The organism is Kitasatospora sp. NPDC058115 (assembly GCF_042884635.1).
Taxonomy (GTDB): Bacteria; Actinomycetota; Actinomycetes; order Streptomycetales; family Streptomycetaceae; genus Kitasatospora.
The window spans coordinates 246187-271449 of record NZ_JBHVTL010000001.1 but is presented as its reverse complement, the minus strand read 5'-3'; the positions used below and the strand labels follow the sequence as shown (position 1 = coordinate 271449).

Below are 25263 nucleotides of genomic sequence, written 5' to 3'. Positions count from 1 at the left end.
TCTCCCCCTGATCGACTGATCGGAACGCGGTGGGGAGCGGCAGTGCGCATCAATCTGCTCGGACGGTTCGAGCTCCAGGACGACCACGGCAGGGCACTGCCGCAACCCGGGCCGAAGCGGCGCGCGTTGCTCGCCGCGCTCGCCCTGGAGCTCGGACGGACCGTTCCGGCCGGGCGGCTGACCGGCCTGCTCTGGGGCGCCGCTCCGCCGGCCACCGCCCGGTCCGCGCTCCAGGGGCACGTCACCGGTGTGCGCCGACTGCTCGCGGCCGCCGCCGACGGTGCGGCGCCCGCCGGTGCGATAGCCGAGGACCCGGACGGCCTCCACCTGGTCTCCCGGGGCGACGGCTACGCGCTGCTCGGCCACCCCGACGCCGTCGACGCGCACCGCTTCGCGCGGCTGTGCGCCGCCGTCGACCGTGAGCCGCTCGCCGACGCTGCGGGCCTGCTGCGCACCGCGCTCGCGCTGTGGCGCGGCCCCGCCCTCGACGGCTGCGGCTCCGCCCGGCTGGCCGCCGAGGCCGGGCCGCGGCTGACCGCCGCCCGGTGGCGGGCCGTCGAACGGCTCGCGGTCGAAGCGCTCGCCCGGCCCGGCGCGGGTGACGGCGGAATGCCGGAGGCGGTGGCCGAATTGACGGCACTGCTGGCCGCCGAGCCGCGCCGGAGGACCGCCGCCGTGCTGCTCGCCCGGTGCCTGGAGCGTTCCGGTCCTGAGGGCGAACCCCCGGCCGATTCACGGGAATTCATCGGCCGTGACGGTGAACTCGCCCGCCTGGACGCGGCCGTGGACACCTCCGACGGCCGTCCCCTGCTGCTCACCGGCCCCGCCGGCGTCGGAAAGACCCGGCTCGCCCGCGCCTGGGCGGACCGCCACGCCGACCGCTTCCCCGACGGCCGGCACACCGTGGACCTCCACGGCGACGACGACACCGCCCCGCTCGCCCCCGGCGCCGCCCTGGCCGTGCTGCTGCGGGACCTCGGCGCGGACGACCTCCCCGGCGACACCACCGGACGCACGTCCCTGCTGGGCGCGTTGACCGCCGGACGCCGGCTGCTGCTCCTGCTCGACAACGCCGGCTCCGCCGAGCAGGTCGAGCCGCTGCTGCCCGGTCACCCCGAGGTGCTGGTGCTGGTCACCGGCCGCGCCCGGCTCGCCGCCGGCCTGGTCGCCCGGCAGGGCGCCGTCCCGCTGCCGCTCGGCGCGCTGGCCCCCGCGGAGGCGGCCGGCCTGCTCGCCGCGACCGCCGGAGCCGGGCGGATCGCCCGGGAGCCGGAGGCCGCCGCCCGGCTGGCCGCGCTCGGCGAGCAACGTCCGCTCGCGGTCGGGGTGGTGGGCGCCCGGCTCGCGGCCGGCGGGGGGAGCGTCGCCGCGCTGGCGGCGGAGCTGGAACGGGAGCGGCGGGCGGGGCACGACGGGGTGGCGGCGGCCCTGCGGGTCGCCCGGCGGGCCCTGCCGCCGGACGCCGCGAGGGTCCTGGCGCTGACCGGCCTGCTGCCGGGGTCGGGCATCGACGCGGGGGACGTCGGCGCGCTGGGGGAGCTGGCGGCGCCCCGGGCGCGTGAGGTGCTGGCGGCGCTCGCGGCCGCCCGGCTGGTGGAGGAGGCCGGGCCGGAGTGGTTCGTGCGGCCGGGGCCGGTGCGCCGGTACGCGGCCGAACTCGCCGACGGGCTCCCGGCCGTGGAGCGGACCGCCGCGCTGCGCCGGTTGCTGGACGCATGGGCGGACACCGCCGGGGCCGTCTCCGGCGGGCAGGGCGCGGCGGGGGACCGGGCCGCTGCGGCCGACTGGTTCCGCCGGGTGCGACCCGCCCTGCCCGCCCTGGTCAGGGCCGGAGCCGCGGACGGACTGGACGCCGGCGTCTGGCGGCTCGCCCACGGCTGCGGGCCGCTGCACTACCAGGACGGCGCCCACCTGGACGGGTGGGAGGAACTCGCCCGGGAGGGCCTTGCCGCGGCCGAGCGCCTCGGGGACCGGGCCGCCCGGCTGCGGCTGCGCACCGACCTGGGCCTCGCCCTGGTGTCCCGCAAGCGCTTCACCGAGGCCGCCGCGGTCGCCGAACGGGCCGTCGCGGACGCCGGGGACGTCGAGGACGCCGCCGTCCGCGACCGCTGCCTCACCGCGCTCGCCGGCACCCTCGCCGCGTCCGGCCGCAACTACGACGCCATCGCCGTCCTGGAGCGCGTCGTCGCCTCCTGCGAGGCCGGCGGCGACGGGCCGGCGACCGCCCGTGCCCTGGACCACCTCGCCCACTGCCTGTACCGGGCGGGGGAGGCGGAGCGCGGTCTCGCCCACACCGACCGCGCCCTCGGCCTGGTCCGCGACCACCCCGGCGACCCGCTCCAGGGCACCCTCCGCTTCAGCCGTGCCGAGGCCCTGCGGGTCCTCGGCCGGGTGGAGGAGGCGCTCACCGCCTCGCGCGAGGCACTCGCCGTCGCCGAGGAGCGCGGCGACACCCGGCTCGCCCTCCTCGCCCTCGACTTCAACGGGGCCGTCCTCGCCGAACTCGGCCGCGCCGGGGCCGCCGCCGACTGCTGGCGGCGCGCCCTCGCCCTGCACACCGCGGAGGGCCGCACCGACCCGGCGCTGGCGCGCCGCCTCGCCGCGCTGGAGCCGTGAGGGTCGGCGGCGGACGGCGGACGGCTGTCGGTGGCGGCCGGTACGGTCACCGTGGCCGTCGCCGACGGCCGTCGAACGCCCCGGAGGACTCCTGTGCCCGCGCTCCACGCCTTCGCCACCTGGGAGCCGCTGCTGACGCTCCTGCGGGCCGGCCGCCCGGCCGCCCGCACCGGTGCGATGACGGGAAGCGTCGCGGTGGCGTCCTGGAGTCTGCCCCTCGACCGGGAGTCCGGTGACCGGGCGGCGGCGCCGGTGCAGCGTGCGCTCGTGGAGGCGGGGGTGCGGGAGGTGGTGTTCGCGGCGGAGACCGCACCGGACGGCGGGACCGTGCTGCACGTGTGCGAGACGGGCCCCGCCGTGGAGCTCCCGCCCGGCCCCCGGAGCCCGGGCCGGGGCACGCTCGTCCTGGTCGACGGCGCCGTGGCCGAGCCCTGGCGCCGCCGGCCCGAACCGGTGCCCGGCGCGGGGCCGGCGGCGTCCGCGGACCCGGAGCTGCTGGAGCGGACGCTGCGCGAGCGGCTCCCCGACGCCGTCGGCGTGACCGAGGAGGAGATCGCCGCCACCGAGGAACGGCTCGGTGTCGCCCTGCCCGAGGAGCTCAAAGCCCTCTACCGGGTGACCAGGGTCTTCCCGCCCGGACCGGACGGATCGGGGGACTGGGAGGCCGACTTCGCGGAGCAGCAGGCCGCCGAGTCCGCCGTCGGCTGCGAACTCTCCTCCCTGGAGCACCTGTTCACCTTCGACCCGACCTTCCGGAGGGGCGAGTGGTGGCACGCGGCGACGACGGCGGTCGCCACCCCGCCCGGCGCGGCGGTCCAGGGGCTCGTCGGATCGCCCGGCTGGATCGCCTTCGGCAGCAACGGGGGTGACACCTTCGCCGTCGACCTGACGCCCGGCCCCGGGGGCCACCTCGGCCAGGTCGTCCTGATCGGCCACGAGGAGAGCATCGGCGCCGAGCTGTACGGCGAGTCCCTGACCGGGCTGGTCCTGAACCGCTTCGAGCGCGGTGTCCGGGACGCCGGCCCGCCGGAGCCGCGGCCGGCCGCGGTGACGGCCGCGGTGACGGCCGTGACCGGTGGCGGGCACGGGCCGGACGCGCTCGGGTCCGCCGCGCACCCCGAGCTGGAGGTCGTGCGGATCCTCGGCGGTGGCCGGCCGGGCGGCACGCCCCTCGGCCTCGCGCCGATCGCCGGGCTGCCGAGGGTGCGCACCCTCGTCGCCGGCCCCGGCACGCTCGCCGATCCGCTGGAGGTCGCCGGCCTGCCGGGGCTGGAGTACCTCGCCCTCGGGCCGGACGAGTGGCGCGTGCTCCTGGACGCCGGGGCGGTCCCGCCCGGGCTGTCCGCCGCCGCGGTCGAGGTGCGCGGCGACGAGCGGCCGTCGGAACTCGTCGCGGTGGCCAACGCCGTCCTCGCGCTGTGGGACCGGCCGCTGATCACCCGCACCACCGTCGAGGGCCGCCTCGGCCCGTCCGCGGCCGAGGGCCGATCGCTCAGCGGCGGGGACGGGGGCGGGGTCGAGGGCGGCGGCGGATCCGGCGGCGGGGGGCGGTGAGGAGGGCGAGCGCGAGGACGAGGACGGCGAGGCCGGTCCAGGAGACGGCGGTGAGGCGTTCGCCGAGGGCGGCGACACCGAGGACGGCGGCGACCGCGGGTTCGGCCAGCGTCAGGGTGGTGGCCGTCTGGGCGGAGGTGTGGCGCAGGCCCCGGCCGAACAGGCGGTAGGCGAGGAAGGTGGTCACCACGCCCAGGTGCAGCACCACGAGCGCACCGCGCGGGGTGGCCGCCCAGCGGGGGTCGCCGGTCAGCAGCACGGGCAGCACCAGCACGGCGGCCGCGCCGAACATCGCCCCCATCACCCCGGCCGACGGGTGGCCGTGGGCGATCAGCCGGCCGCCGACCAGCGAGTAGACCGCGTAGGAGAGACCGGCGAGGGCCGCCAGCAGGACGCCGGGGAGGTCCATCGCGGTGCCGCCGCCGAGTTGCGGGCCGAGGACCAGCAGGGTGCAGCCGAGCACGGCGGTCGAGGTCGCGCCCGCCCAGCGGGCGGTGGGCCGGGGGCCGCCGGTGAGCCAGGCCAGCAGGCCGGTGAAGACCGGGGCGCTGCCCAGGGCGATCACGGTGGCCACCGCCACGCCCGTCCGGGCCACGGCGGGGTAGAAGGTGACCGGGTACCCGGCCACGGCCAGCGCGCCCAGGAGCAGCAGCCGCCGTTCGCGGGGCGTGCACGTTCTGGGCAGGGAGCGGGCGGTGCGGTCGGACAGCAGGAGCAGCAGCCCGCCGAGGGCCAGTCCGGCGCAGCCGATCGCGGCCGCCGGGGCGCCGGCGGGGGCGAGGGAACCGGCCGTGCCGGTGGTGCCCCAGAGCACGGCGGCGGCGAGGACGGGCAGCGGACCGGCGAGGGCGCCGGGACGGCGGGCCGGTGCGGGGGTGGCGGGCGCGGTGCGGGAGCCGCCCGCGGGTGCGGGCGTGGAGGTGCGGTTCGGCACAGTCGTGGACTTCCGTTGTCGAATTCCGGGATTCCGGCAGGCGGACTGGATTCGGAACGGGCGCACGACACGGACCCCCGGCGCCCTTGCGGGCCGGCCGGGGTCGCGGGATCAGGCGTGCCGGTGTGTGCGCCCGGTCAGGCGGACAGCGGTGGCAGCACGACGTGCCAGTACGAGGTCATGCGGCGATGCTACCGTCCGCGCCGTCCCGGCCGGGGACCGGTGGTGAACGCGGGGCGGGGCGGCAGCCGTACTCGTCACCGTGACGGTGATGACCACAGGACGAGGTGCTGGCAAGCTGGCGGCCATGGCGGAAACGGCGGGTGAGGCAGGGGTCCGGGAACTGGTCGCGGGGTGGCTCGCGGCCGAGCCGGCCGAGGACGACGACGGCGGGCCCGGCGGAGGTGGGCCCGGCGGTGGGTGGGCGGTGCCACCGGCCGACGGGGCGGTGGTGGTCGCGGCCGCCCGGCGGCTGGCCGTGGACGGCCTGGGGCGGCGCGGTCCGCGCACGGTGGTCCCGGACGGGCTGCGGATGATCGCCGAGGCGCTGGTGGTCGACGAGCACCCCTCGGCGGCGCGGTGGACGGCGCTGGAGCGGGCGCAGGCGGTGGAGTGGGTGGCGCTGCTGCTGCACCGCTTCGGCGAGGACGGCGTGGCCGTGCTGACCGCGGAACTGCTGGGGGAGCCCGGGGCGGCGGTCGTCGCTCCGGCCGGGGCGGCGGTCGCGGCGGACTCCCCGGCGGCGGACCGGGAGACGGACCGGGAGGCGGACCCCGGAGCGCCCTCAGCCCGCTAACGTCGCCAGCCGCTCGTCCAGCTCGCGGACGACCGTGGTGTCACCGAGGCGCCCGTACAGGCCGCGGGCCGCGCGCAGCGTGCCGACGGCCTCCGGGGCGCGGCCGGCCGCCAGCAGGAAGTCGGCGAAGTGCCGTTCGGCGACCGCGTGCAGATGGACGGCTCCGGCGAGGCGGCAGCGCTCCAGGGTCTGCCGCCAGGCCCGTTCCGCCTCGGCGGACCGGCCGAGCAGCTGGAGGGCGTGTGCCTCGTTGATCATCGCGGAGAGGTGGAAGACGGCCATCGGGTGTTCGGCGAGCAGCGCGCGGGCCTCCCGGGCGCGCCGCAGCGCCTGCACCGGCTCGCCCGCGAGGCCGTACAGGCCGGCGGTGTTGCTGAGCGCGTAGGGGGCGTGCTCGGCGTGGCCGTGCGCCTCCGCGAGGGCGATCGCCTGCTCGCCCAGCCGGACCGCCTCGGCCGGCCGCCCGCCGGCCGCCGTGGTCACGGCCAGCACGGTGAGGGCCTGCACCCGGACGGTGTCGTCGGTCCCGGAGGTGCGGTCGACCGCGCGCCGGGCCAGCCGGTGCGCCTCCGCCGTCCGGCCCCGGCCGCTCAGGGCGCGGGCCGTGACGGCCTCCATCGCGGCGACGGCCGCCGGGTCACCGGTGCGGCCGGCGGCGTGGAGCCCGGTGTGCAGGCAGGCCAGCCGGTCCGTGTGCCGGCCGACGCTGTAGTAGAGGCCGTCGGCGCGGTAGGCGAGCTGCCAGGCGCGGTGCGGGTCGCCGGTCTCGTCGGTGGCAGCGACCAGGCCCCGGACGGCGGGCTCCTCGGCCTGGAACCAGTCCAGGGTCGAGCGGACGGTGGGGAAGCGGGGCCGGGCGGCGGGGCCGGTGCGGCGTCCGGGGGCGGGCTGCAGCAGGGCGGCGCCGTGGGCCACTGCGGCGAGGTAGTGGTCGGCCAGGGCGGCGGTGGCGGCGGTCCGCTCCGCCACCGGCCGGGCGTCGAGGAGTTCGGCGCCGTACAACCGGACCAGGTCGCAGCGGCGGTAGCGGCCGGGGGCGATCTCGGTGAGCAGGTGGTGCGCGGCGAGGGCGGCGAGCGCGCCGCCGGCCTCGGCGGGGTCGGCGCCGAGCAGCGCGGCGGCCGCCGGGACGTCGGTCTCCGTGCCCGGGTGGACGGCGAGCAGCGCCAGCAGATGGGCTGCGGTGCCCGGTAGATGACGGAGCGTCAGATCGAGTGCGGCGCGGATGCTGGTGCTTCCCCGCGTTTCCAGGGCCTGCAACCTGGTGCGCTCGTCGGCGAGTTCGGGCACCAGGTCGCCGATCGCCCAGGCCGGACGGGTCGCCAGCCGGGCGGCGGCGATCCGCAGGGTGAGCGGCAGCCGGCCGCAGAGCTCGGCCAGCCGGTCGGCGGCCTCGGGCTCGGCGGCCACCCGGGCGTCGCCGAGCAGGTGTTCCAGCAGGCGGCGGGCGTCCTCGGCGGGCAGCGGGCCGAGCCGCAGCGGGGCGGCGCCCTCGGTGACCACCAGGTCCTCCAGGCTGCTGCGGCTGGTGATCAGGGCCGCGCCGTGCGGGCCGGAGGGCAGCAGATCGGCGAGGTCCCGGGCGTCGCGGACGTTGTCCAGCACCACCAGCAGGCGGCGGTTGCGGGTCAGCGACCGGTAGAGCGCGGCCCGGGCCGCCCGTTCCCCGGGCAACTCGGCCTCCGGGACCCCGAGGGCGCGCAGGAACCGGGCGAGCGCGGCGGAGGGGTCGACGGGGCGGCCGGGGCCGAAGCCGTTGAGGTCCGCGAAGAGCCGCCCGTCGGAGAAGGCCGCGGCCGCGCCGTGCGCCCACCGCACGGCGGTGGCGGTCTTTCCGGTGCCGGGCGGGCCGACCAGGACGCCGACGCGTGCACCGGCGCTTCCTCCGCCCTTCAGCTGCTCGTCGAGGCGCCGGAGTTCGGCGGTGCGACCGACGAATCCGGCGGCGGGGCGCGGAAGCTGATCGGGTGCCGGTGCCGGTGCCGGTGCCGGTGCCGGTGCCGCTGCCGCTGCCGGTGCGGGTGCAGGTGCAGGTCGGGCGGCCGCGGGGCGGAGGCCGGGCTTGCAGCTCGGGAACAGGGTCGGCGTCGACGCCGCACGCGGCGAGCGCGGGGCGGCCGCGGTGGTGCTGTCCGGCAGGGGGAGGCCGATGATGCCGGCGGGCGCGGCGCCGCTCGGGCGGCGGGCCGGATCGTCGGAGAGGAGCCCGGACACCGCCGACCGCAGGGCGGCGCCCGGGCCGACGCCGAGATCGGCGGCGAGCCGGCGGCGGGTGCGGTGGTAGGTGTTCAGCGCGTCCCAGGGGCGGCCGGCCTGGCTCAGGCAGAGCACCAGCAGGGCGGCGAGCGGCTCGTTCCACGGCTCCGCCTCCAGCGCGCGGTCGAGTTCGGACACCGCCTCCGCGCCCCGTCCGAGCCGGAGCAGCCGCTCGGCCCAGGCCTCCAGTGCCAGTGCCCGGTCCTTGCGGAGGCGGTCGGCGAGCGCGTCGCGCAGGTCGGTCTCCGGCAGGTCGGCGAGCGCGGCGGGACCGTGCCACAGGTCGAGCGCCCGGCGCAGCAGCCCCGCCGCCGCCTCGTCACCGGCGGGGGTGCTCTCCGACGCGGCCCGGGCCACCAGCTGACCGAACAGCAGCGAGTCCACCGCGTGGTCCGGGCCGTCCAGCCGGTAGCCGGGCGGACGGGTGGACAGGACGAGGTCCGAGCCGGCGATCAGCTTGCGCAACGCGGCGATGTGCCCCTGGAGCGCCGCCCGCGCCTGGGCGGGGGGCGTGTCCCCCCAGAGCAGTTCGAAGAACCGCCCGACCGGGACGGTGCGGCCGAGTTCGAGCGCCAGCAGGGCGAGCGTGGCGCGCCGCTTGGCGGCGGCGGGCTCGACGGACCGGCCGTCGGCGGTCCGCAGTTCCACCGGGCCCAGCAGCCGAACGAACACGGATTCTCCCAGGTGAGAGCGGGTGGACGAGGGTCTCCGTCCCTGTGCGGGGCGCAGTCTAGCCACGCTGAAAGTGCGGTTTGTGACGTTCGGTGCACGGTTTCGGGAATGGTGGGGATCGGACCGTCAGGGGGTTGACGGGAGCCGGTCCGTCGTCCCCGCGGCGGCGGGTCGGCGGCGGTCCTCCTGGTCGGGGACGACGGGCCGGGGGGCCGGGGTTGCGGCCCCGGGCGTCGGGGCACGGCCGGGCAGGTGTGTTCCGGGTGCAAACCAGAGGGGGCCCGGCCCGGGGGTCCGCCCGTCGGGAAGCGCTGTGGCGGGTGTGACGGGTGGTGCGGGCGGCCTCGCGGTGGACGGGCGGTGGTCCGGCCTGGGACCAGGGTCCCAACCGTGGCCGGCCGTCCGGTGCCGGGCGCCTGCCCGGCGGTTCGGGAGGTGTGCACGATGGGGAGGGCCCGCCTGCCCGAAGGGGAAACCGGTGCGCAGGGCTCCGTGGCCGCTCGCCCCGGTGCGGCGCACCGGACGGGAACGACCCGTGTCCGCTGTTCAACGGCCGGGGTGCGGCCGCCGGTTCACCGGCCGGTGCGGCGGCCGACGGCCCGTGAACCCGGGCCTCCGGATGCGCCGTCGACCAGGGTGGCGGGGCTGTGGCGGTTCCGCGGGTCTTCGACCGCCGGGAAGGGCGATCATGCTGCGAATGAACGGGCCGCTGCGGATCACGGTCCTCGACAAGGACGCCTACTACGAGCAGCGCGTGGTGGTGCACACCCCGTACGGCACCTTCGTGCTGGAGGGGCGGATCGGAGCCTCCCTGGACGTGCGGGCGGAGGAGTGGGAGCTGGAGCTCCAGCACTGCGTCCCCGGCGTCGGCTGGCGGCCCAACGTCCGCGTGCTGCCGTACCCGTGGCAGACCTCGCGGAGCGGCGCGCGCAGCCGGATCGTGCGCAGCAAGGACTGCGACTGGCCGAACGGCGACCCCACCGAACGCAACCTGATCCTGCGGCTGTCCGGAACGGTCACCGACCGCACGGGCGAGTCGGCGTCCCCCGCGGCGGGGCCGGCGCCGGGCACGCGCGGGGAGACGCGGACCAGCTCCGGCACGGACTTCGGAGCGGCGGGGGGCCGGGCCCCGGCGGTGCCGACGCACGGCGTGACCGCGCTTCCCGGCGTCCCCGCCCAGGCCGGGCGCCCGGTGACGGGCGGGGGCGAGGTGCCGGCCGTCGCCGCCGGGCACCACGTGGGCGTCGTCCCGGCGGTGCTCAGGGCCTGCGGGAACGTCCAGCCCCAGCCGGCCCGGCTGTCGATGGGCCGGGTGCTGCCGGCCGAACCGGCGGCACCCGTGGCCGCCATGCCCGCCGTCCCGGCGGTGGCGGCGGGGCCGGTCGCCCCGGTGGCGACGGCTTCCGAGGCTTGGGCGGTCGGCCGGTAGGTCGGGGTGGCCGCTCTGTTCGCTCTCGCCGGTGGCGGCGGTTTCTGAGGCCCGGGCGGGGTGAGGGGTGGTGATGCGGTCAGCCGCTGCGCTCGCTCTCCTGGCGGTGGTGACGGTGCCTGAGGCGGGGCGGTTGGCTGGTTGAGTGGGGTGGGGAGTTGGCGGTGGGGTTGGCTGCCGTGCCTCCGCTCCCGGCGGTGGTGGCGGGCCGGGTCGCCTTGGTGGCGACCGTTTCTGAGGCGTGGCAAGTTGGCGGGGGTGGGGGAGGTCGCGGTGTCCGTGGCCACCGATCCCGCCGTCCCGGTGGTGGTGGTCGGCCGGGTCGCTCCGGTGGCGGCGGCTTCCGAGGCTTGGGTGGTCGGCCGGTAGGTCGGGGTGGCCGTTCTGTTCGCTCTCGCCGGTGGCGGCGGCTTCTGAGGCCCGGGCGGGGTGGTGAGTTGGTGGTGTGGATGGCCGCCACGCTTGCTCTCCTGGCGGCGGCTTCTGAGGCTTGGCCGGATGGCCGGGGTGGGGAGTCGGTGGGGGGTTGCCGCCGCGCTTGCTCTCCTGGCGGAGGGGATGGCGTCCGAGGCTTGGGCGCTTGGCTGGTTGAGTGGGTGGCGGTGGGGCTGGCCGTCGTGCTCGCTCTTCTGGCGGTGGTGACGGTATCTGAGGCAGGGCGGTTGGCTGCTTGGGCAGGTGGGGAACTGGCGGCACCCGTGGCCGCCATGCCCGCCGCCCCGGCGGTGGCGGCGGGCCCGGTCGCCCTGGTGGTGACGGCTTCCGGGCGGGTGGTCGGCCGGTAGGGCGAGGTGGCGTTCGGCGGCTGTGGCTGGTCGGCCTAAGGGTTGGTCAGGGCCTCGTCGGAGGCCCGTCGCCTCTTGAGCGGGTGAAGGCCGGCCGACCCGGCGGCCGCACTCGTGGTGAAGGCTTGCGAGGGCGGCCCGATGTCGTGTCGCCAGGTGGCATGGGGCGGTTGTGGGGGGGAGGAGGGGGGACGCCGGCCGACGAGCGGGCCGGCGTCACTGCGGGTCGGGATCCTCGGGCGGCTCGGGGGTGGTGAGGGCGAGGCCCGGGGTGAGGTGGAATCGGGCGGGGGAGTCCGCGCGGGGGCGTTCGGCCGGGGGCATGGCGGCGCGGCGTTCCAGCCAGGCGCGGAGGCGGGAGAGGGCGTTGCGGTTGCGTTCGGACGGGTCGCCGCCCGATTCGCGGAGGAGGACGCAGGGCGGGCGGTCGCCGTCGGAGGGGACCACGCCGACCACGGTGAACGCGGTTTCCGGGGGGAATGCGGCCTGGGGCGGGCTGTCGGTGGAGTCGAAGACGGAGGTGCGTCGGCCGGTCGCCGACCAGATGAGGAACTCGACCGAGGAGCCGGGGATTTCGGAGCCCGGGGCGGTCAGGCCGGCCAGGGGTGCGGGTTCGCGGAACTGACGGCCGGTGGGGTAGTGGGAGAGGACCGACTCCGGGTCCAGCGCCGCATCGGCCCCGAGCAGGACGGCACCGTGGTGGCTCGGGAGGCGGCGCAGGCCGGCACCGAGGCAGCGCAGGAACGGTTGCAGGGCCTCGTCGCCGGACCGTGCGGCGGCGACGAGGCCGGCGCGGGTGGTGGGGACGCCGGTGTCGGTGTGGTGGAGCAGGACGGCGGCCAGATCGGGCTTGAAGTCGTCGTGGGCGGTGGAGCGCAGACCGGGGAGCCGGGTGGCGAGCTGTTCGAGGCGCCCGGTGCAGCGGTGGTAGTGGTCGCCGAGCAGGGTCCGGACGGCGTCGCGTTCGGCGGCGCCGGTCGCGGTCACCGGTGCGGGGCCGTCGTCGGGGCCGAACACGCGGGCGGTCGGGGAGGGAACCGGCGGAGGCGGCGGAGCCGGGGCAGGGGACGGGGAAGGGAGGGGCTCGGGCGCCTCGGCGGGCTCGACCGGAGGTGCTGGAGGAACCGGAGGAGCCGGGGCCGCCGGGGGCACCTCCGGGGTGCGGAAGGGACGGGATTCGCCGCCGACGGTGCCCCCGCCGGCGGTGGCGACGGCATGGGCGGCCGCGGGCGTCCGACGGGGTGCCGGGGTGGCATCGGCGGTGCTGCCGGTGGCGGGGGCGGCGGTGGCCCGGACGGGCGTGGGCAGCGGGACCGGCCGCGGCGCGGGTTCGGGCTCGGCCCGGGGCTCGGGCTCGGCGTCGGGCTCGGCCTGGGGTTCGGCCTGGGGCTCGGGGACGGCGGGCACCTGATGGCGCACCGGCGGCTCGGCTTCGGCCTCCGGCACGGGCGGCACCCGGTGCGGGGCCGGGAGTTCGGTGCGCCCCTCGGTGCGGGCCTCGGGGAGGGCGGCCGGAGCGGGGCGCATCGCGGCGGGGAGCGTCGGGGCAGGGAGCGTCGGGGCGGCCATCGGAGCGGGGCGCGTCGGGGCGGCGGTCGGCCGGCCGATGCCGTACGAGACCGCGGCCACGGCGGGCGGCCCGTTCAGCGGCTGTTCGGTGCCGAGCCACTCCAGCTCGTGCATCCGCGCGACGAAGCGGCCGACGCGTTCGGCGGCGGGCTCCAGCAGCCCGTGCACCAGCAGGCCGAAGCCCTCCGCGCCGGCCGCCGGGAGCCGGTCGAGCAGGGCGCCGAGTTCCTCGAAGGTGTCGGCCGGCACCGGGCGGTCGCGCTCGCCGACGATCAGCAGCGGGCGGGCCGCCTCGGGGCGCCGGAAGCGCGGGGTGAGCACGTGCGGGGGTTCGGGGCGCAGCCAGAGTCCGGCGGGGACGGCCTCCAGCGCCCAGTACGGGAACGCCCGGAACACGGCCGGCCCGTCGGTCCGCCAGTCGGCGCCGCCGTTGCGCCAGGCGGCGGGGCTGGTGGGGGCGCCGGGGGCGGTGGCCAGACGCAGCAGGAACGGCTCCCAGCCCGCCCGGCCGTCGCGGTCCAGGACGCGGGAGGTGGGGCCGCCGGGGCCGAGCACGGGCAGGCCGATGGCGGCCTGCACCGGCCGGGCCGTGCGGGCGGCCAGTGCTCCGCTGAGCGCGGCGAGTTGGTCGGGGGCCGCCCAGGGGGCGCTGACCAGGGGGCGGTCGGTGCCGAGCGGCAGGGCGAGCACGGCCTCGGTGAAGTCCTCGGGCAGCAGGACCGGCCGGGCCGGGGTGCCGATGAGGACCACGGCGTTGCCGGGCGGCGCGGCGGCCAGCCGGAGGCCGGGCAGCGGTGCGGTGGACGGGTCGGCCGGGTCCGTGAGCCAGAAGCCGGCGGGCAGCCGCAGGACCCGTACGGCCTCGGCCCGGCCCCTGACGGCGGCCGCGGAGTGCGCAGCGGCCGCGGAGGCCGGAGCGGGCGTGGGGGCGACGGGGGCCACGCCGGCCGGGGCGGGGCCGGGCGGTGCCTCGACCGGGGCGGCGGTGCCCAGGGTGCTGTGCAGTCGGCGGGGCGCCTGGCCCGCCTCGCACCGCCACCACGAGGACGCCTCGACCGCGCCCGCCGGGTCGGTGACCTTGAGGTTGCCGGCCGGGGTGATCTCCACCAGACCGTCCGGGGCGACGACCGGCACGCCCGCGCGTTCGGCGACCACCTCGGCGGGCCGGCGGCCGTTGGGTGCGAGGGCGGCCAGCCCGGAGGCGGCGAGCACCAGGTGGGCGGCGCCGCGGGCGCGGGCGATCACCCCGAGGTCGGCCATCCGGTCGCGCAGCACCTTGGCCGAGTCGGGGGCGGCGGCGACCACGACGACGGCGTCCGGGACGGGCCGCAGGGCGCCGATCGCCGCGGTCAGCTCGTCCTCGCGGGCGGTGGACGCCGCGATCACGAAGTGGGGCCCGAGCGCGCGGAGCACCGACGGGCCCGGGCCCGGCGCGACGGCGGGTGCGGTGGCCGACCCGACGCCGGACCCGTTGCCGGACACGGTGGCCGGCAGCGCGGGCCGGGCCGGTCCGGGCGCGGGCGCGGGCGCGGGCACCTCGGCGGGCGGGGGCCCGGCGGGCAGCGCGTGCTGCGGCCCGCGCCGGAATCCGAAGCGGCGGCGGGGCTCGGCCGGGGGCGCGGGCTCGCCGGAGCGCGCACCGGTGCGGGAGAGGCTCATCGTCCTGGACTACGGCCCCCACCGCGCCCCCGGTTCACCGCCCGCCGAACCCCGCCGCGCGACCCGCCGAACCCCCGCCGCGCGACCCGCCGAACCCCCGCCCGCGCGCCCGTCCCGTCAGGCCCCCGCCGCCCCGGCCGCCTCCGGCTCGGCCCCGGCCTCCGGCTCCGGCTCGGGCTCCGGCATCAGCCCGGTCTGCACCTGCACCGTCCGGCGCCGGGTGATGTGCAGGCCCCGGCCGGGCGGCAGCACCCGGGGCTTGACGCTGCCGAACAGCGTGCCCTCGCTGGGCGGGCAGGACAGCAGCGTGATCGGCGTGTTGACGTCCTGGAGCCGACGCAGCAGCTGGTCGCTGTAGGACCGGCCGATGCCGTTCGCCGAACGGGCGACGATCAGGTGCAGGCCGAGTTCGGTGCCCTGCGCCAGGTGTTCGAGGAGCGGGCCGAACGGGCCGGGGCCCGCCGCGCCGGGGACGAGGTCGTAGTCGTCGACGACGACGAACAGCTCCGGCCCGGTCCACCAGTCGCGCAGCCGCATCCTGGCCGGGCTGATCTCCTCGCCGGGCAGCCGGGCCTCCATGGCGCGGGCCGCGCCGGTGACGACCTGCCGCAGCACGTCCACGGAGACGGCGTAGCCGAGCCGGTACTCCTCCGGCACGCTCTCGTAGAGCCCGCGCCGGAAGTCGACGAGCATGATCCGGGCCTGCGCGGGGGTGTAGGCGGAGGTGATCCCGGCGATCAGCAGGCGCAGCAGGTTGGTCTTGCCGCTCTCGCTGTCGCCGACCACCAGCAGGTGGGGCGACTCCTCGAAGTCGTGCCAGAGCGGCGCGATCGCGGTGTCCTCCAGGCCGAGGGCGACCCGCAGCCGGCCCTCGGGCGCGGGCAGCGAGGCGGCGTCCAGCAGCAGCGGCAGCATCCGCACCTCGGGTGCGCGCGGGCCGCTCCAGTGCTCGTTGACGGCGTCGACGAGGTCGGCGATGCCGTCGGCGAGGTCGTCGGACTCCCCCTGGCCGTCGATCCGGGGGAGGGCGCCGAGGAAGTGCAGCCGCTCCTTGGTGAGGCCGCGGCCGGGGCTGTGCGGGACGGTCTCGGCGGCGCGCATGTTGATCATGGAGTCGATGGGGTCGCCCAGGCGCAGCTCGAAGCGGGTGCCGAACTGGTCGCGCACACCGGCGGTGATCTCGCCCCAGCGGGCCGCCGAGACGACGAGGTGCACGCCGTAGTTGAGGCCGCGGGCGGCGATCGGGGCCAGCGCGGTCACCAGGTCCATGAACTCCTGGCGCAGGGTGCCCCAGCCGTCGATGACCAGGAAGACGTCGCCGTGGCGGTCGTCGGCGAGCTCCGGGTCGCCGGCGGCCCTGCGGCGGCGGAAGGTCGCCATCGAGTCGACGCCCAGCTGCGCGAAGCGCACCTCGCGGCGCGCGATGATGCCGTTGACCTCGGCGACGGTGCGCCCGATCCGCTCCGGGTCGTGGCGCCCGGTGACGCCGCCGACGTGCGGCAGCCCGCGCAGCGAGGAGAGCGTTCCGCCGCCGAAGTCCAGGCAGTAGAACTGGACCTCCTGCGGGGTGTGGGTGAGCGCCAGGGCGGTGATCAGGGCCCGCAGCAGGGTGCTCTTCCCGCTCTGCGGGCCGCCCGCGACGCCGACGTGACCGCCGGCGGCCGACAGGTCGGCGGTGAGCAGTTCGCGCATCTGCTGGAACGGGCGGTCCACCACACCCACCGGGACGGTCAGCGTGCCGACGGCCGGGCGGCCGTCGGGGGCCAGGCCGTGCCGGGGCCCGGGGGTCAGCGGCGGCAGCAGCTCGTCCAGGGTGGGCGGGGTGTCCAGCGGCGGCAGCCAGACCCGGTGGGCGGGCGGACCGGCGTCGAGCATCCGCGCGGCGGCCAGGTCCAGCAGGTTCGGGGCGTCCTCCTCGGCGGCCTCCCGGGCCTCCTCGGCGGCCAGCACCTCCGGGTCGGGGTCGCGCGGCGCGATGTACTCGGTTCCGTACGCGACGATCTGCCCGGCCACGGCCGCCTGCTGGACGGCGCCCCGCCGGCGGCGGTAGGGGCCGGAGACGTAGGCGGCCTTGAAGCGGGTGAGCGTGGCGATGTCGCTGCGCAGGATGCCGTTGCCGGGCTGGGAGGGCAGCTGGTAGGCGTCGGGCACGCCGAGCACGCCGCGGCTCTCCATGGCGGAGAAGGTGCGCAGGCCGATCCGGTAGGAGAGGTGGGACTCCAGCGCGTGCATCCGGCCCTCGTCCAGGCGCTGCGAGGCGAGCAGCAGGTGCACCCCCAGCGAGCGGCCGAGCCGGCCGATCATGATGAACAGCTCCATGAAGTCGCGGTGCGCGGTGAGCAGTTCGCTGAACTCGTCGACCACCACGAAGAGCGTCGGCAGCGGGTCGAGCTGGGCGCCGCCGGCCCGGGCCGTCTCGTAGTCCAGCAGCGAGCTGTAGTTGCCGGCCGCGCGCAGCAGCTCCTGGCGGCGGTTCAGCTCGCCGTGCAGGGCGTCGCGCATCCGGTCGACCAGGGCGGCCTCGTCGGCGAGGTTGGTGATCACCGCGGAGGTGTGCGGGAGCGCGTCCAGTCCGAGGAAGGTGGCGCCGCCCTTGAAGTCGACCAGGACGAAGTTGAGCGTCTCCGAGGAGTGGGTGAGCGCGAGCGCCAGCACCAGCGTGCGCAGCAGCTCGGACTTCCCGGAGCCGGTGGCGCCGATCAGCATGCCGTGCGGGCCCATGCCGCCCTGCGCGGACTCCTTGATGTCGAGTTCCACCGGCTTGCCGTCCGCGCCGACGCCGATCGGCACCCGCAGCCGCCGCCCGCGCGGACGCTCGGCCCAGCTGCGGGCGATGTCGTGCTGGTACAGGTCGTTGACGCCCAGCAGCGAGGTCAGGTCGAAGTCGGTGCTGAGCGGCTCCGAGACGTCCATCGCGTCGCCGAGCCGGTACGGGGCGAGCGTGGTCGCGTAGCGGCGGGCGGCCGGGGTGCTCAGGGCGTCCGGGCGGCCGAGCGGGGTGATCTCGTCGCGCCGGTTGCGGTCGGCGGTCACGAGGTCCAGCCGGTCGCCGGTGATCCGCAGCCGCATCCGGAACGGCGCGTGCTTCCACTCCACCGCCCCGGAGACGTCCAGCAGCACGGCGTTGCGGTAGCCGGCCAGCAGGGCGCGGCTGCCGGCGGGCAGCTTGACGCCGTCCAGCACGATCAGGGTGAACGGTTCGTCCCGGCCGGGCTGGGTCTCCGGTTCGAAGGGCGGGCGGTCGGAGAACTCCGGGCCCAGCACCTGCTCCAGCTCCAGCAGCGAGTCGGCGACCAGGCGCACCGGGCCGGCGCCGTCCGTCTCGGTGGGATGCAGGGCGTGCGGCAGCCACTTCAGCCAGGTCCACTCCTCGCGCAGCCCGGGGGCGACGGCGGCCGCGATGCGCAGCTCGTCGGGGGCGTGGAAGAACGCGAGCTGGGCGATCATCGCCCGGGCCAGCGCGCGGGCCGGGCCGGGGTCGGCGGCCTCGGCGGGCTCCGTCCCGGCGGGTGCGGGCGGGACGTCCGGCTCCTCGCCGTCCGCCGGGTCGGCCGGCGGCGCGGGGTGCTCGCAGCGCAGCAGGATGTGTGCGTAGCCGCGCACGTGGACGGCGATCGGCTGGTCGGCGATCGAGCCGTAGGCGTGGATGAAGCGGCGCAGCGCGTGCGCGCACAGCGGTTCCAGGTCCTCGACCGGCTGGGTGGACAGCGGGGCCAGCTTGACCGCGAGGCGCTGGGCGCCGGTGGCGATCCGCACGTCGCCGAAGTCCGGGTGGGCCGCCCGCCGCTCCCACAGCCGCGAGGTCCGCACCAGCGTGCCGAGCGCGTCCGGCGCGGGGTGGCGCCAGGCGAGGGCCAGGCGCTGGTTCACGATGTGGCGGCGGACCTGGCGGCGCACCTGGGAGAGGTAGCGCAGGTAGTCGCGGCGTTCGCCGCGCAGCTGGCGCTTGCGGTCGCTGGCGCCGCGGATCAGCTGGGTCACCAGCATGCCGACGGCCGACAGGCCCATCATGCCCATCGCCACGTAGGTGAGCGGCCCGCCGCCGGACTGCGGGTTGAGGAAGATCATCACCATCGAGAGCGAGCTCAGCGCCATCGGCGCCATGGCGATCATGTTGGACATGCCGCTCTGCTGCTCCGGGAGCACCGGCGGTTCCTGCAACTGCAGCTCGCCGTCCGGCATCGCCGGTCCGGGGCGCCGGGGCGGACGATCGACCAGGACCACGCTCAAGGGGGCTCTCCTCTCGCGGCGCCGCCGCCGGCGCCGGTGGCGGCGGGCCCGACGGCTCGGGTCGCACCGCACTCGGGCCTACGGCCCGCGGGACCCCGTCGGTTCACCGCGCCCCGGGGGACGGGTGAACCGGCGGCACGCCGCGGGCCGTACCTGTGGGACGGGAGAACCGGCAGGCCGATTCCACGGGAGGACGCGACAGGTGAGCACCACCACGGCGGCGACAGGACTGGTACGGCTGAGGTTCCGCGCCCCCGGCGCCGCCTTCGAACTCGCCCTGCCCGGCGACGTCGTCCTCGCCGACCTGCTGCCGGCCGTCCTCGGCTACGCCGGCCCCGAGGTCGCGGAGAGCGGCACCGAGCACTCCGGCTGGGTCCTCCAGCGCCTCGGGGCCGCACCCCTCGACGAGGAACGGACCCTTGAGGAACTCGGGCTGACCGACGGTGAGGAGCTGTTCCTGCGCCCGGGCCGCGCGGCGCTGCCCGAGGTGCACTTCGACGACCTGGTGGACGGCGTGCGCAGCGGCACCGCGGCCCGCGGCGACTCCTGGCGGCCCGCCGCCACCCGGCGCCTCGCGCTCGCCCTCGCCGTCGCCACGCTGGCCGGCGGCCTGCTGCTGCTCGCCCTGCCCGGACCGGAGGGCCCGCGCTGCGCCGCGGCGGCGGTCGCCGCGGTGCTGCTGCTGGCCGGGGGGACGGCGGCGGCCCGGCTGCTCGACGACCCGACGGCGGGCACGGCGCTGGCCGCCGTCGGTGTGCTCCACGCGGCGGCGGCCGCCGCGCTGGTCCCCGGCGTCACCGGCCCGGCCCGGCTGCTCGCGGGCGGCTCGGCGGCGGTCGGCGCCACGGTGCTGGCACTGGCGCTGGTCGGCTCCGGACCGTTCTTCGCCGGGCTCCTGGTGACGTCCTCGCTCACCCTCGGCGCCGGGGCGCTCGCCGCCTCCGGGGCGCCGACGACCCACATCGCGGCGGCGGTGGCCGCCGTCGCGGTGCTGTTCGGCGCCTTCGTGCCCGGCCTGGCGTTCAAGCTGGCCGGCCTGCGGCTGCCCGCGCTGCCCCGCAACGCCGACGAACTCCAGGAGGAGATCGAGCCGTTCCCGGCCGAGGACGTGCTCGCCCGCAGCCTGGTCGCGGACAGCTTCCTGGCCGGGTTCTTCATCGCGGTCGGCACCGCCTGCGCGGTCACGCTCGCCCTGCTGGCACTGGCCCGGGACGGCGGCTGGGGCCCGACGACGATGGCCGCCGACCTCGCGGTGCTGCTGCTGTTGCACGCCCGGGACATCGGCGGGCTGCGCCAGCGGCTCGCCCTGCTGCTGCCGGGTGCGATCGGTCTCGCGCTGCTGGTCGCGCGCACCGGCTGGGACGCCGCGCCCGGTTCGCGGCTCGTCGTGTTCGTGGTGATGCTCGCCGCCGCGACCGGGCTCTGCGTGGCGGCCTGGACGGTCCCCGGCCGCCGGCTGCTGCCCTACTGGGGCCGGGCCGGGGACCTGCTGCACTCGCTCGCCGCGCTCGCCCTGCTGCCGCTCGCGCTCCAGGTGTTCGGCTTCTACGCGACGATGCGCGGCCTGGCGGGCTGAGCCCCGCCCCGGCGCCGCCCCCGGCCCCGCTCCGCCCCGCCCCCGCCCTCGGCCCCGTCCCGCTGCGCCGGACCACCGAACCGCCGGACCGAGCACCCGCACCCAGGAGGACCACCGCCATGCAGTCCCGACGCGACCAGGTGCAGGCCCACCTGTTCGTGATGAGCCGGGTCGCCGCCGGCGTCCTGCGCGCCGAGCCGGACGCCCCCGACACCCCCGTGGGCCGGACCAACCGCGGCGCCGCGATCGGCCTGGCCGTCGCCCTGCTGATCGGCGCCGGGGCCGGCGTCTACGGCCTGATCAGGCCCGGCGGCGCGAGCGGCTGGAAGCAGTCCGGCACCCTGGTGGTGGTCAAGGAGAGCGGCGCCCGCTACGTCTACGCCCAGGGCCTGCTGCACCCCGTCCTCAACGAGGCCAGCGCCCGGCTGCTCGCCGGCGGCCAGTTGAAGGTCGACCAGGTGTCGGCCCGCTCGCTGGACGGCGCCCCGCGCGGCACCCCGGTCGGCATCGTCGGCGCGCCCGACGGCCTGCCCACGGCCACGGCCGCGGCCGGCGCCGACTGGCTGCTCTGCACGATCCGCGCCACGAGCGCCGGGTCCGCGGCGGCCAGGCCCGCACCGCAGCTCTCGGTCGCGATCGGCACCGGCCGGACCGGCCGCCCGGCCGGTGACCAGGGCGTCCTGGTGAGCGGCCCGGACGGCGCCGTCCACCTGCTCTGGCACGGTCGCCGGTTCACGGCGGACGCGGCGGGCGGCGCGGTGCGGGCGCTCGGCTGGTCCGCCGCCGTGCCCACCCCGGTCACCGCCTCCTTCCTGGCCGCCTTCCCGGCCGGGCCGGAACTGCGCGCGCCGGACGTGCCGGGCCGGGGCAAGGACGGTCCGGCGCTCTCCGGCCGGCCCACCCGGGTCGGCCAGCTGTTCACCGGCACCGGCGAGGAGCGGTACCTGCTCGCGGAACAGGGCCTGGTGGCCGTCTCCGCCACCCAGTTCGCCCTGCTGCAGGGCGATGCCCGGACCCAGCAGGAGGCCTACGGCAGCGGCCAGGTGACGCCCGGCCCGGTCGGCGCGGCCGACCTCGCCGCGCACGCCGCGCCGGCCTCCGCGGCGGCGGCCTTCGCCCCCGAGGGCCTGCCCGGCCGCCCGCCGACGCTGCTGGCGCCCCGGTCCGAACAGGCCCTGTGTGCGGCGCTCCGCCCGGCCTCCGACGGCGGCGACCTGGACGTGTCCGTGCTGGACGCCGCGCCCGTCCTCGGCCTGCCCCCGGTGCTCCAGCCCGGCGTGCTGCCCAGCTGCACCCCGGCCGACCGGATCGCGGTGCGCCCGGGCGGCGGCGCCCTGGTCCGCGCGGTGTCCGGGGCGGGCTTCGGCAGCACGCTGTACCTGGTCACCGACACCGGCGTGAAGTACCCGCTCGCCTCGCCGGCGGTGGCCGAACGGCTCGGCTACGCCAAGACCGCGCCGACGGCGGTGCCCGGGCGGGTGCTGTCGCTGCTGCCCACCGGGCCCAGCCTCGACCCGGCGCCGCTCGCGGGCGGCATCGTGCAGCCCGCGGTCACCGGCGAGGGGCGCTGCACGCGCTGAGCCGGCCCGGCTCCGCGGGGGGTGAACCACCCGGCGGAGCCGTCCCGTTCACCCTGGCGGGCCGGTCCGGCCGGCCCGCGGCGAATCGCGCCGGCCGGCAGCGGCCGGCGGCACCGAGGAGGTACTCACGTGGTCCAGCAGACGACGGTCAGCCAGCAGGCCCTTCAGGACATCAGGACCCAGGTCGAGGCGAAGTACGAGGCGATGAAGGCCACCGCCATGTACATCGAGGACATCAACACGGCGATCAAGGACAGCTTCGAGGGCGCGGCCAGCACCACCTTCCAGAACAACATCAACGCCTGGCTGGACCAGTACGCGGCGGTCAGCCGCGACTACGACGCCTTCCACGGCAAGTTCGGCGACACCAGCCAGATCTTCACCGCGACCGGCGACCACACCCTGAACGTCGCGCGCAACAGCCTCGGCGACGGCGGCGGCGGCCCCGCGGACTACGTCGAGGGCGTCCTGAACCCGAAGTGACCCCGCCGTCCGCCGAACCGACCACCCGAACCGAAGGGAACCCGCCATGACCGGGCACATGTCACTGCACTACGCCGGCGTCGACACCGCGATCAACGACCTCGACGCCCACTCCAAGACCATGCAGGCCCAGATGAAGGACCTCAGGGAGTACCTCCGGAGCAAGATCGGCGTCGAGCTCGTCGGTGCGTTCTCGGACGCGGCGGGCGCCCTCGCGACGACGCTGGAGGCCTCCGACACGGCGATGACCGCCAAGATCGACAGCGCCAAGGTCGCGCTCACCGAGATCCGCGACGCGATCCACGACGCGGACATGCGGGCCAGCACCCACTTCGACCACGTCAAGGGCTGACCGGCGTGGCGGACGACGACGAGAAGGGCGACGGCGGGACCGTCAAGATCACCGACGGCTTCCTCGCCAAGTTCCCGGAGGAGACCATCAAGGTGTTCCTCCGGGAGGTCGGGCTGGCGCTGCCGGTGCGGGACCTCAAGGCCCTCGCCGACGGCACCGCGCCGATGCTGGTCGGCAACAACTCCGGGAACTTCACCGCCCCGGGCACCCTGGCCACCACGCTCAAGGCCTATGACGACTCGATCGCCAAGATGCTGACGACGGTCGTCGAGCAGTTCGAGACCCTGGTCGTCGACCTCCAGCTCGCCGACCGCTACCTGAACAACGCGCTCGACGACGCGCTGGACTACGCACAGTTCATGAAGGTGGCGAACCGGACCCTGAGCTCCGGCTCCGGCACCGGAACCGGCACGAAGTAACCGGGCGGGGACCCCGCCACCACCGCGGAGCCGGCCCGGGAACGGGCCGGCCCCGCGCCACGCCAGGTCGGGCACGGCCGCGAGAGGGATGCCATGGTGTACATCTGGGAGGACGCGCTGACCTTCCTCGGGTCGTCGGCCGACAAGGCTCCGACCAAGCGCGGGGACGTGGTCGACGACGAGAAGCCGTGGGTCAACACCGACGTCCGCAAGCAGGTGGTCCACGCCGGCTGGCAGGGCGTCGCGGGCGACGGCACCGACGTGAAGCTCGACAGCTGGGTGGCCTGGTACTTCACCTACAGCGAGCGGGGCAGCTCGGCGGTGAAGCACGGCAGCTACGTCGTCGGCACCAGCGTGCAGTACCCGAACCTCGACGGTCCGGGCGCCAAGTTCGCCGGGTGGACGGCCAGCCGCAAGCCGCTGGAACAGTTCTACGACGGCTCCGTCAAGGCCAACGACCGGCTCGACCCGGCCTTCTTCACCAAGGCCGCCGACAACCTCCGGGACTTCAGCTTCTTCCTCGACGGCTGGATCTCCAAGATCGAGACCGTGTGGGTCAGGGGCATCGGGGAGGAGGACGGCGACTGGCAGGGCAGCGCGGCGAACGCCCTGCGGACCCTGCTGCTGGCGTTCCGCAACGAGCTGGACGCCGACAACAGGATGATCCGCCTGGCCGGGATCGACGCCCTGCTGCGCCCGGTGGACGAGACCCTCAAGACCCAGATCCGGGCGCTGTGGACGGGCTTCAAGGCCTGGTGGGACACGCCCCTGGCCTGGCCGACGAACGCGGTCACCGCGGCGCTGATGGAGGGGCTCAAGGGCGCGACGCTGAAGATCGTGAATTCGAGCGACCGGACCCCGACCTGGCACAGCAAGGAGGACCCGGCCAACGGCGCGTCCGACGCCTACGGCCAGATCGAGGCCAACGGCGTGCTCAACTCCCTGCGGATCACCGTGACCGGGGCGCCGTTCGGCGATCCCACGTCGGCCGACTTCTGGAAGCAGGTCGACAAGCGGGCCCGGGAGATCTGGGTCGCCCAGGTCGTGAAGGTCCTGGACGACGCGGCCGACAAGGCGCTGACCGCGATCGGCCAGCACTACGCGGGCATCACCAACGCCGCCAGGCCGCTGAAGCCGTTCCCGCTGATGATGCCGGACCCGAAGGCCCCCGAGGACCCGACGAAGGACCCCACCAAGGACGGGGGCACGGACGACCCGAACAAGAAGATCGACGAGATCAACAAGAAGATCGACGAGTTCGGCACCGGCAGCGGCGGGGGCGACAAGGACGGCGGCGGTCCCGGCACCAAGGACATCCCCGGTGGTCCGGACATCAAGGACATCACCGGCGCCGGCGGCGGCAGCGGCGGGAGCGGCACCGGGGGGAACGGCGGCCTCGGCGGCGGCAGCTCACCGAACCTCAACCTCGGCAACGGTGGCGGGAGCCTGCCGAACCTCGGCAGCGGCGGCGGCAGCACCCCGAACCTGAACCTCGGCAGCGGGGGCAGCGGCAGCGGCAGTACGCCGAGCCCCAACCTCGGCAGCGGCGGCACCGGTTCGGGCAGCGGCCCCGACCTGATCGGCAACCCCTTCCCCGGCCTCAACAACGGCCCGCTGCCCGAAAGCCTGCTCCCCGGCGGGACCGGGTCGAACCGGCCGGTGGTCGTGCCCCCCACCTCCGTGATCACCAAGGACGGGCGGATCGTCGACGAGAGCGGCAACCCCGTCCTGGACTCCAACGGCAACCCGATGGTGGCCGGCCCCGGCTACACCATCGGCCCGGACGGCATCCTGCGCGACGGCCAGGGCAACACCGTCTCGCAGTACCGGCAGCTGCTCGCCGACCGCTACTCCGCCGGGAGCAGCGGCAGCGGAAGCGGCGAGGACGACCTGCTGACGCCCAATGAGTTCGGCGCCGGCGGCTACTCCTACAACACGATGGGCCTCGGCTCCGGCGGCTACGGCGGCGCGGGCTCGCTCGGCCTCGGCGGCAGCCCGATGATCACCGGCATGGGCGGCGGCCTCAGCAACCGGGCGCTGGCCGCCGGCGGCGACCCGTCCGCCACCAAGGCCGCGGTCGACCAGGCCAACGCCGAGCGCGCCGCCGCCGAGCGGGCCGCCCGCGCCGCGGCCCAGGAGCAGGCCGCCCTGACCGGCCGGCAGACGCCCACCACCTCCGGCGGGATGCCGTCGATGATGCCGCCGGGCGGCGGCATGGGCGGCGCCGGTGGCGCGGGCAACGAGAAGGACCGCCGCCGGACCACCTGGCTGGCGGAGGACGAGGAAGTGTGGGGCACCCAGTCCGGTGCCGTGGAAGGCGTCATCGGACGCTGACCGCCGGCCGGGTGCCGCC

The 25263-nt window shown here is 77.1% G+C and carries 14 protein-coding genes; 10 read left to right on the top strand and 4 right to left on the bottom strand.

What is annotated here, in order from left to right:
- Positions 1-42 precede the first annotated feature (42 nt).
- Both ACFVVL_RS00925 and ACFVVL_RS00920 read left to right on the top strand, forming a co-directional pair.
- Positions 43-2616, top strand: a complete 2574-nt coding sequence (locus ACFVVL_RS00925; protein WP_387670344.1) for a BTAD domain-containing putative transcriptional regulator — start codon at positions 43-45, stop codon at positions 2614-2616.
- 93 nt (positions 2617-2709) lie between these two features.
- Complete coding sequence (locus tag ACFVVL_RS00920; RefSeq protein ID WP_387670342.1) at positions 2710-4170, top strand: SMI1/KNR4 family protein; 1461 nt, start codon at positions 2710-2712, stop codon at positions 4168-4170.
- Here the strand turns inward: ACFVVL_RS00920 and ACFVVL_RS00915 are convergent.
- Positions 4109-5104, bottom strand: coding sequence for an EamA family transporter (locus ACFVVL_RS00915; RefSeq protein ID WP_387670340.1), 996 nt, complete (start codon positions 5102-5104; stop codon positions 4109-4111). The two genes, ACFVVL_RS00920 and ACFVVL_RS00915, sit on opposite strands and share 62 nt — an antisense overlap.
- A gap of 271 nt (positions 5105-5375) precedes the next feature.
- Here ACFVVL_RS00915 and ACFVVL_RS00910 point away from each other — a divergent pair, with 271 nt between their 5' ends.
- Positions 5376-5900 (top strand): hypothetical protein, encoded by a 525-nt coding sequence (locus tag ACFVVL_RS00910; protein WP_387670338.1) that lies wholly within the window; start codon positions 5376-5378, stop codon positions 5898-5900.
- Here ACFVVL_RS00910 and ACFVVL_RS00905 read toward each other — a convergent pair.
- Complete coding sequence (locus ACFVVL_RS00905) at positions 5889-8828, bottom strand: BTAD domain-containing putative transcriptional regulator (protein WP_387670336.1); 2940 nt, start codon at positions 8826-8828, stop codon at positions 5889-5891. The two genes, ACFVVL_RS00910 and ACFVVL_RS00905, sit on opposite strands and share 12 nt — an antisense overlap.
- Positions 8829-9516: 688 nt before the next feature.
- Between ACFVVL_RS00905 and ACFVVL_RS00900 the strand changes: the two genes are divergently transcribed.
- The gene (locus ACFVVL_RS00900; RefSeq protein ID WP_387670334.1) at positions 9517-10257 is read left to right on the top strand and encodes a hypothetical protein; all 741 of its coding nucleotides are present in this window, start codon (positions 9517-9519) and stop codon (positions 10255-10257) included.
- Between the two features lie 1001 nt (positions 10258-11258).
- Here ACFVVL_RS00900 and ACFVVL_RS00895 read toward each other — a convergent pair.
- Both ACFVVL_RS00895 and eccCa read right to left on the bottom strand, forming a co-directional pair.
- Positions 11259-14270 (bottom strand): hypothetical protein, encoded by a 3012-nt coding sequence (locus tag ACFVVL_RS00895; protein WP_387670332.1) that lies wholly within the window; start codon positions 14268-14270, stop codon positions 11259-11261.
- A gap of 117 nt (positions 14271-14387) precedes the next feature.
- A complete protein-coding gene (eccCa, locus tag ACFVVL_RS00890; protein ID WP_387670627.1) occupies positions 14388-18452 on the bottom strand; it encodes a type VII secretion protein EccCa in 4065 nt (1354 codons plus the stop codon).
- A 250-nt stretch (positions 18453-18702) separates the two neighbouring features.
- Between eccCa and eccD the strand changes: the two genes are divergently transcribed.
- From eccD to ACFVVL_RS00860, 6 genes are all read left to right on the top strand, one after another.
- A complete protein-coding gene (eccD, locus tag ACFVVL_RS00885; RefSeq protein ID WP_387670330.1) occupies positions 18703-20076 on the top strand; it encodes a type VII secretion integral membrane protein EccD in 1374 nt (457 codons plus the stop codon).
- Positions 20077-20195: 119 nt separating this feature from the next.
- Positions 20196-21656: a type VII secretion protein EccB gene (gene eccB / locus ACFVVL_RS00880; RefSeq protein WP_387670328.1), complete on the top strand. Its 1461-nt coding sequence runs from the start codon at positions 20196-20198 to the stop codon at positions 21654-21656.
- A 129-nt stretch (positions 21657-21785) separates the two neighbouring features.
- On the top strand, positions 21786-22139 hold the full coding sequence (locus ACFVVL_RS00875; RefSeq protein ID WP_380289322.1) for a hypothetical protein: 354 nt from the start codon (positions 21786-21788) through the stop codon (positions 22137-22139).
- A 46-nt stretch (positions 22140-22185) separates the two neighbouring features.
- Positions 22186-22491 carry a hypothetical protein gene (locus ACFVVL_RS00870; RefSeq protein WP_380289324.1) on the top strand — a complete coding sequence of 102 codons (306 nt, stop codon included), beginning with the start codon at positions 22186-22188 and terminating at the stop codon, positions 22489-22491.
- Between the two features lie 5 nt (positions 22492-22496).
- Entirely contained in the window at positions 22497-22910 is a 414-nt protein-coding gene (locus tag ACFVVL_RS00865; protein ID WP_380289326.1) for a hypothetical protein, read from the top strand.
- A 93-nt stretch (positions 22911-23003) separates the two neighbouring features.
- The gene (locus ACFVVL_RS00860; RefSeq protein WP_387670325.1) at positions 23004-25244 is read left to right on the top strand and encodes a hypothetical protein; all 2241 of its coding nucleotides are present in this window, start codon (positions 23004-23006) and stop codon (positions 25242-25244) included.
- Positions 25245-25263 lie beyond the last annotated feature (19 nt).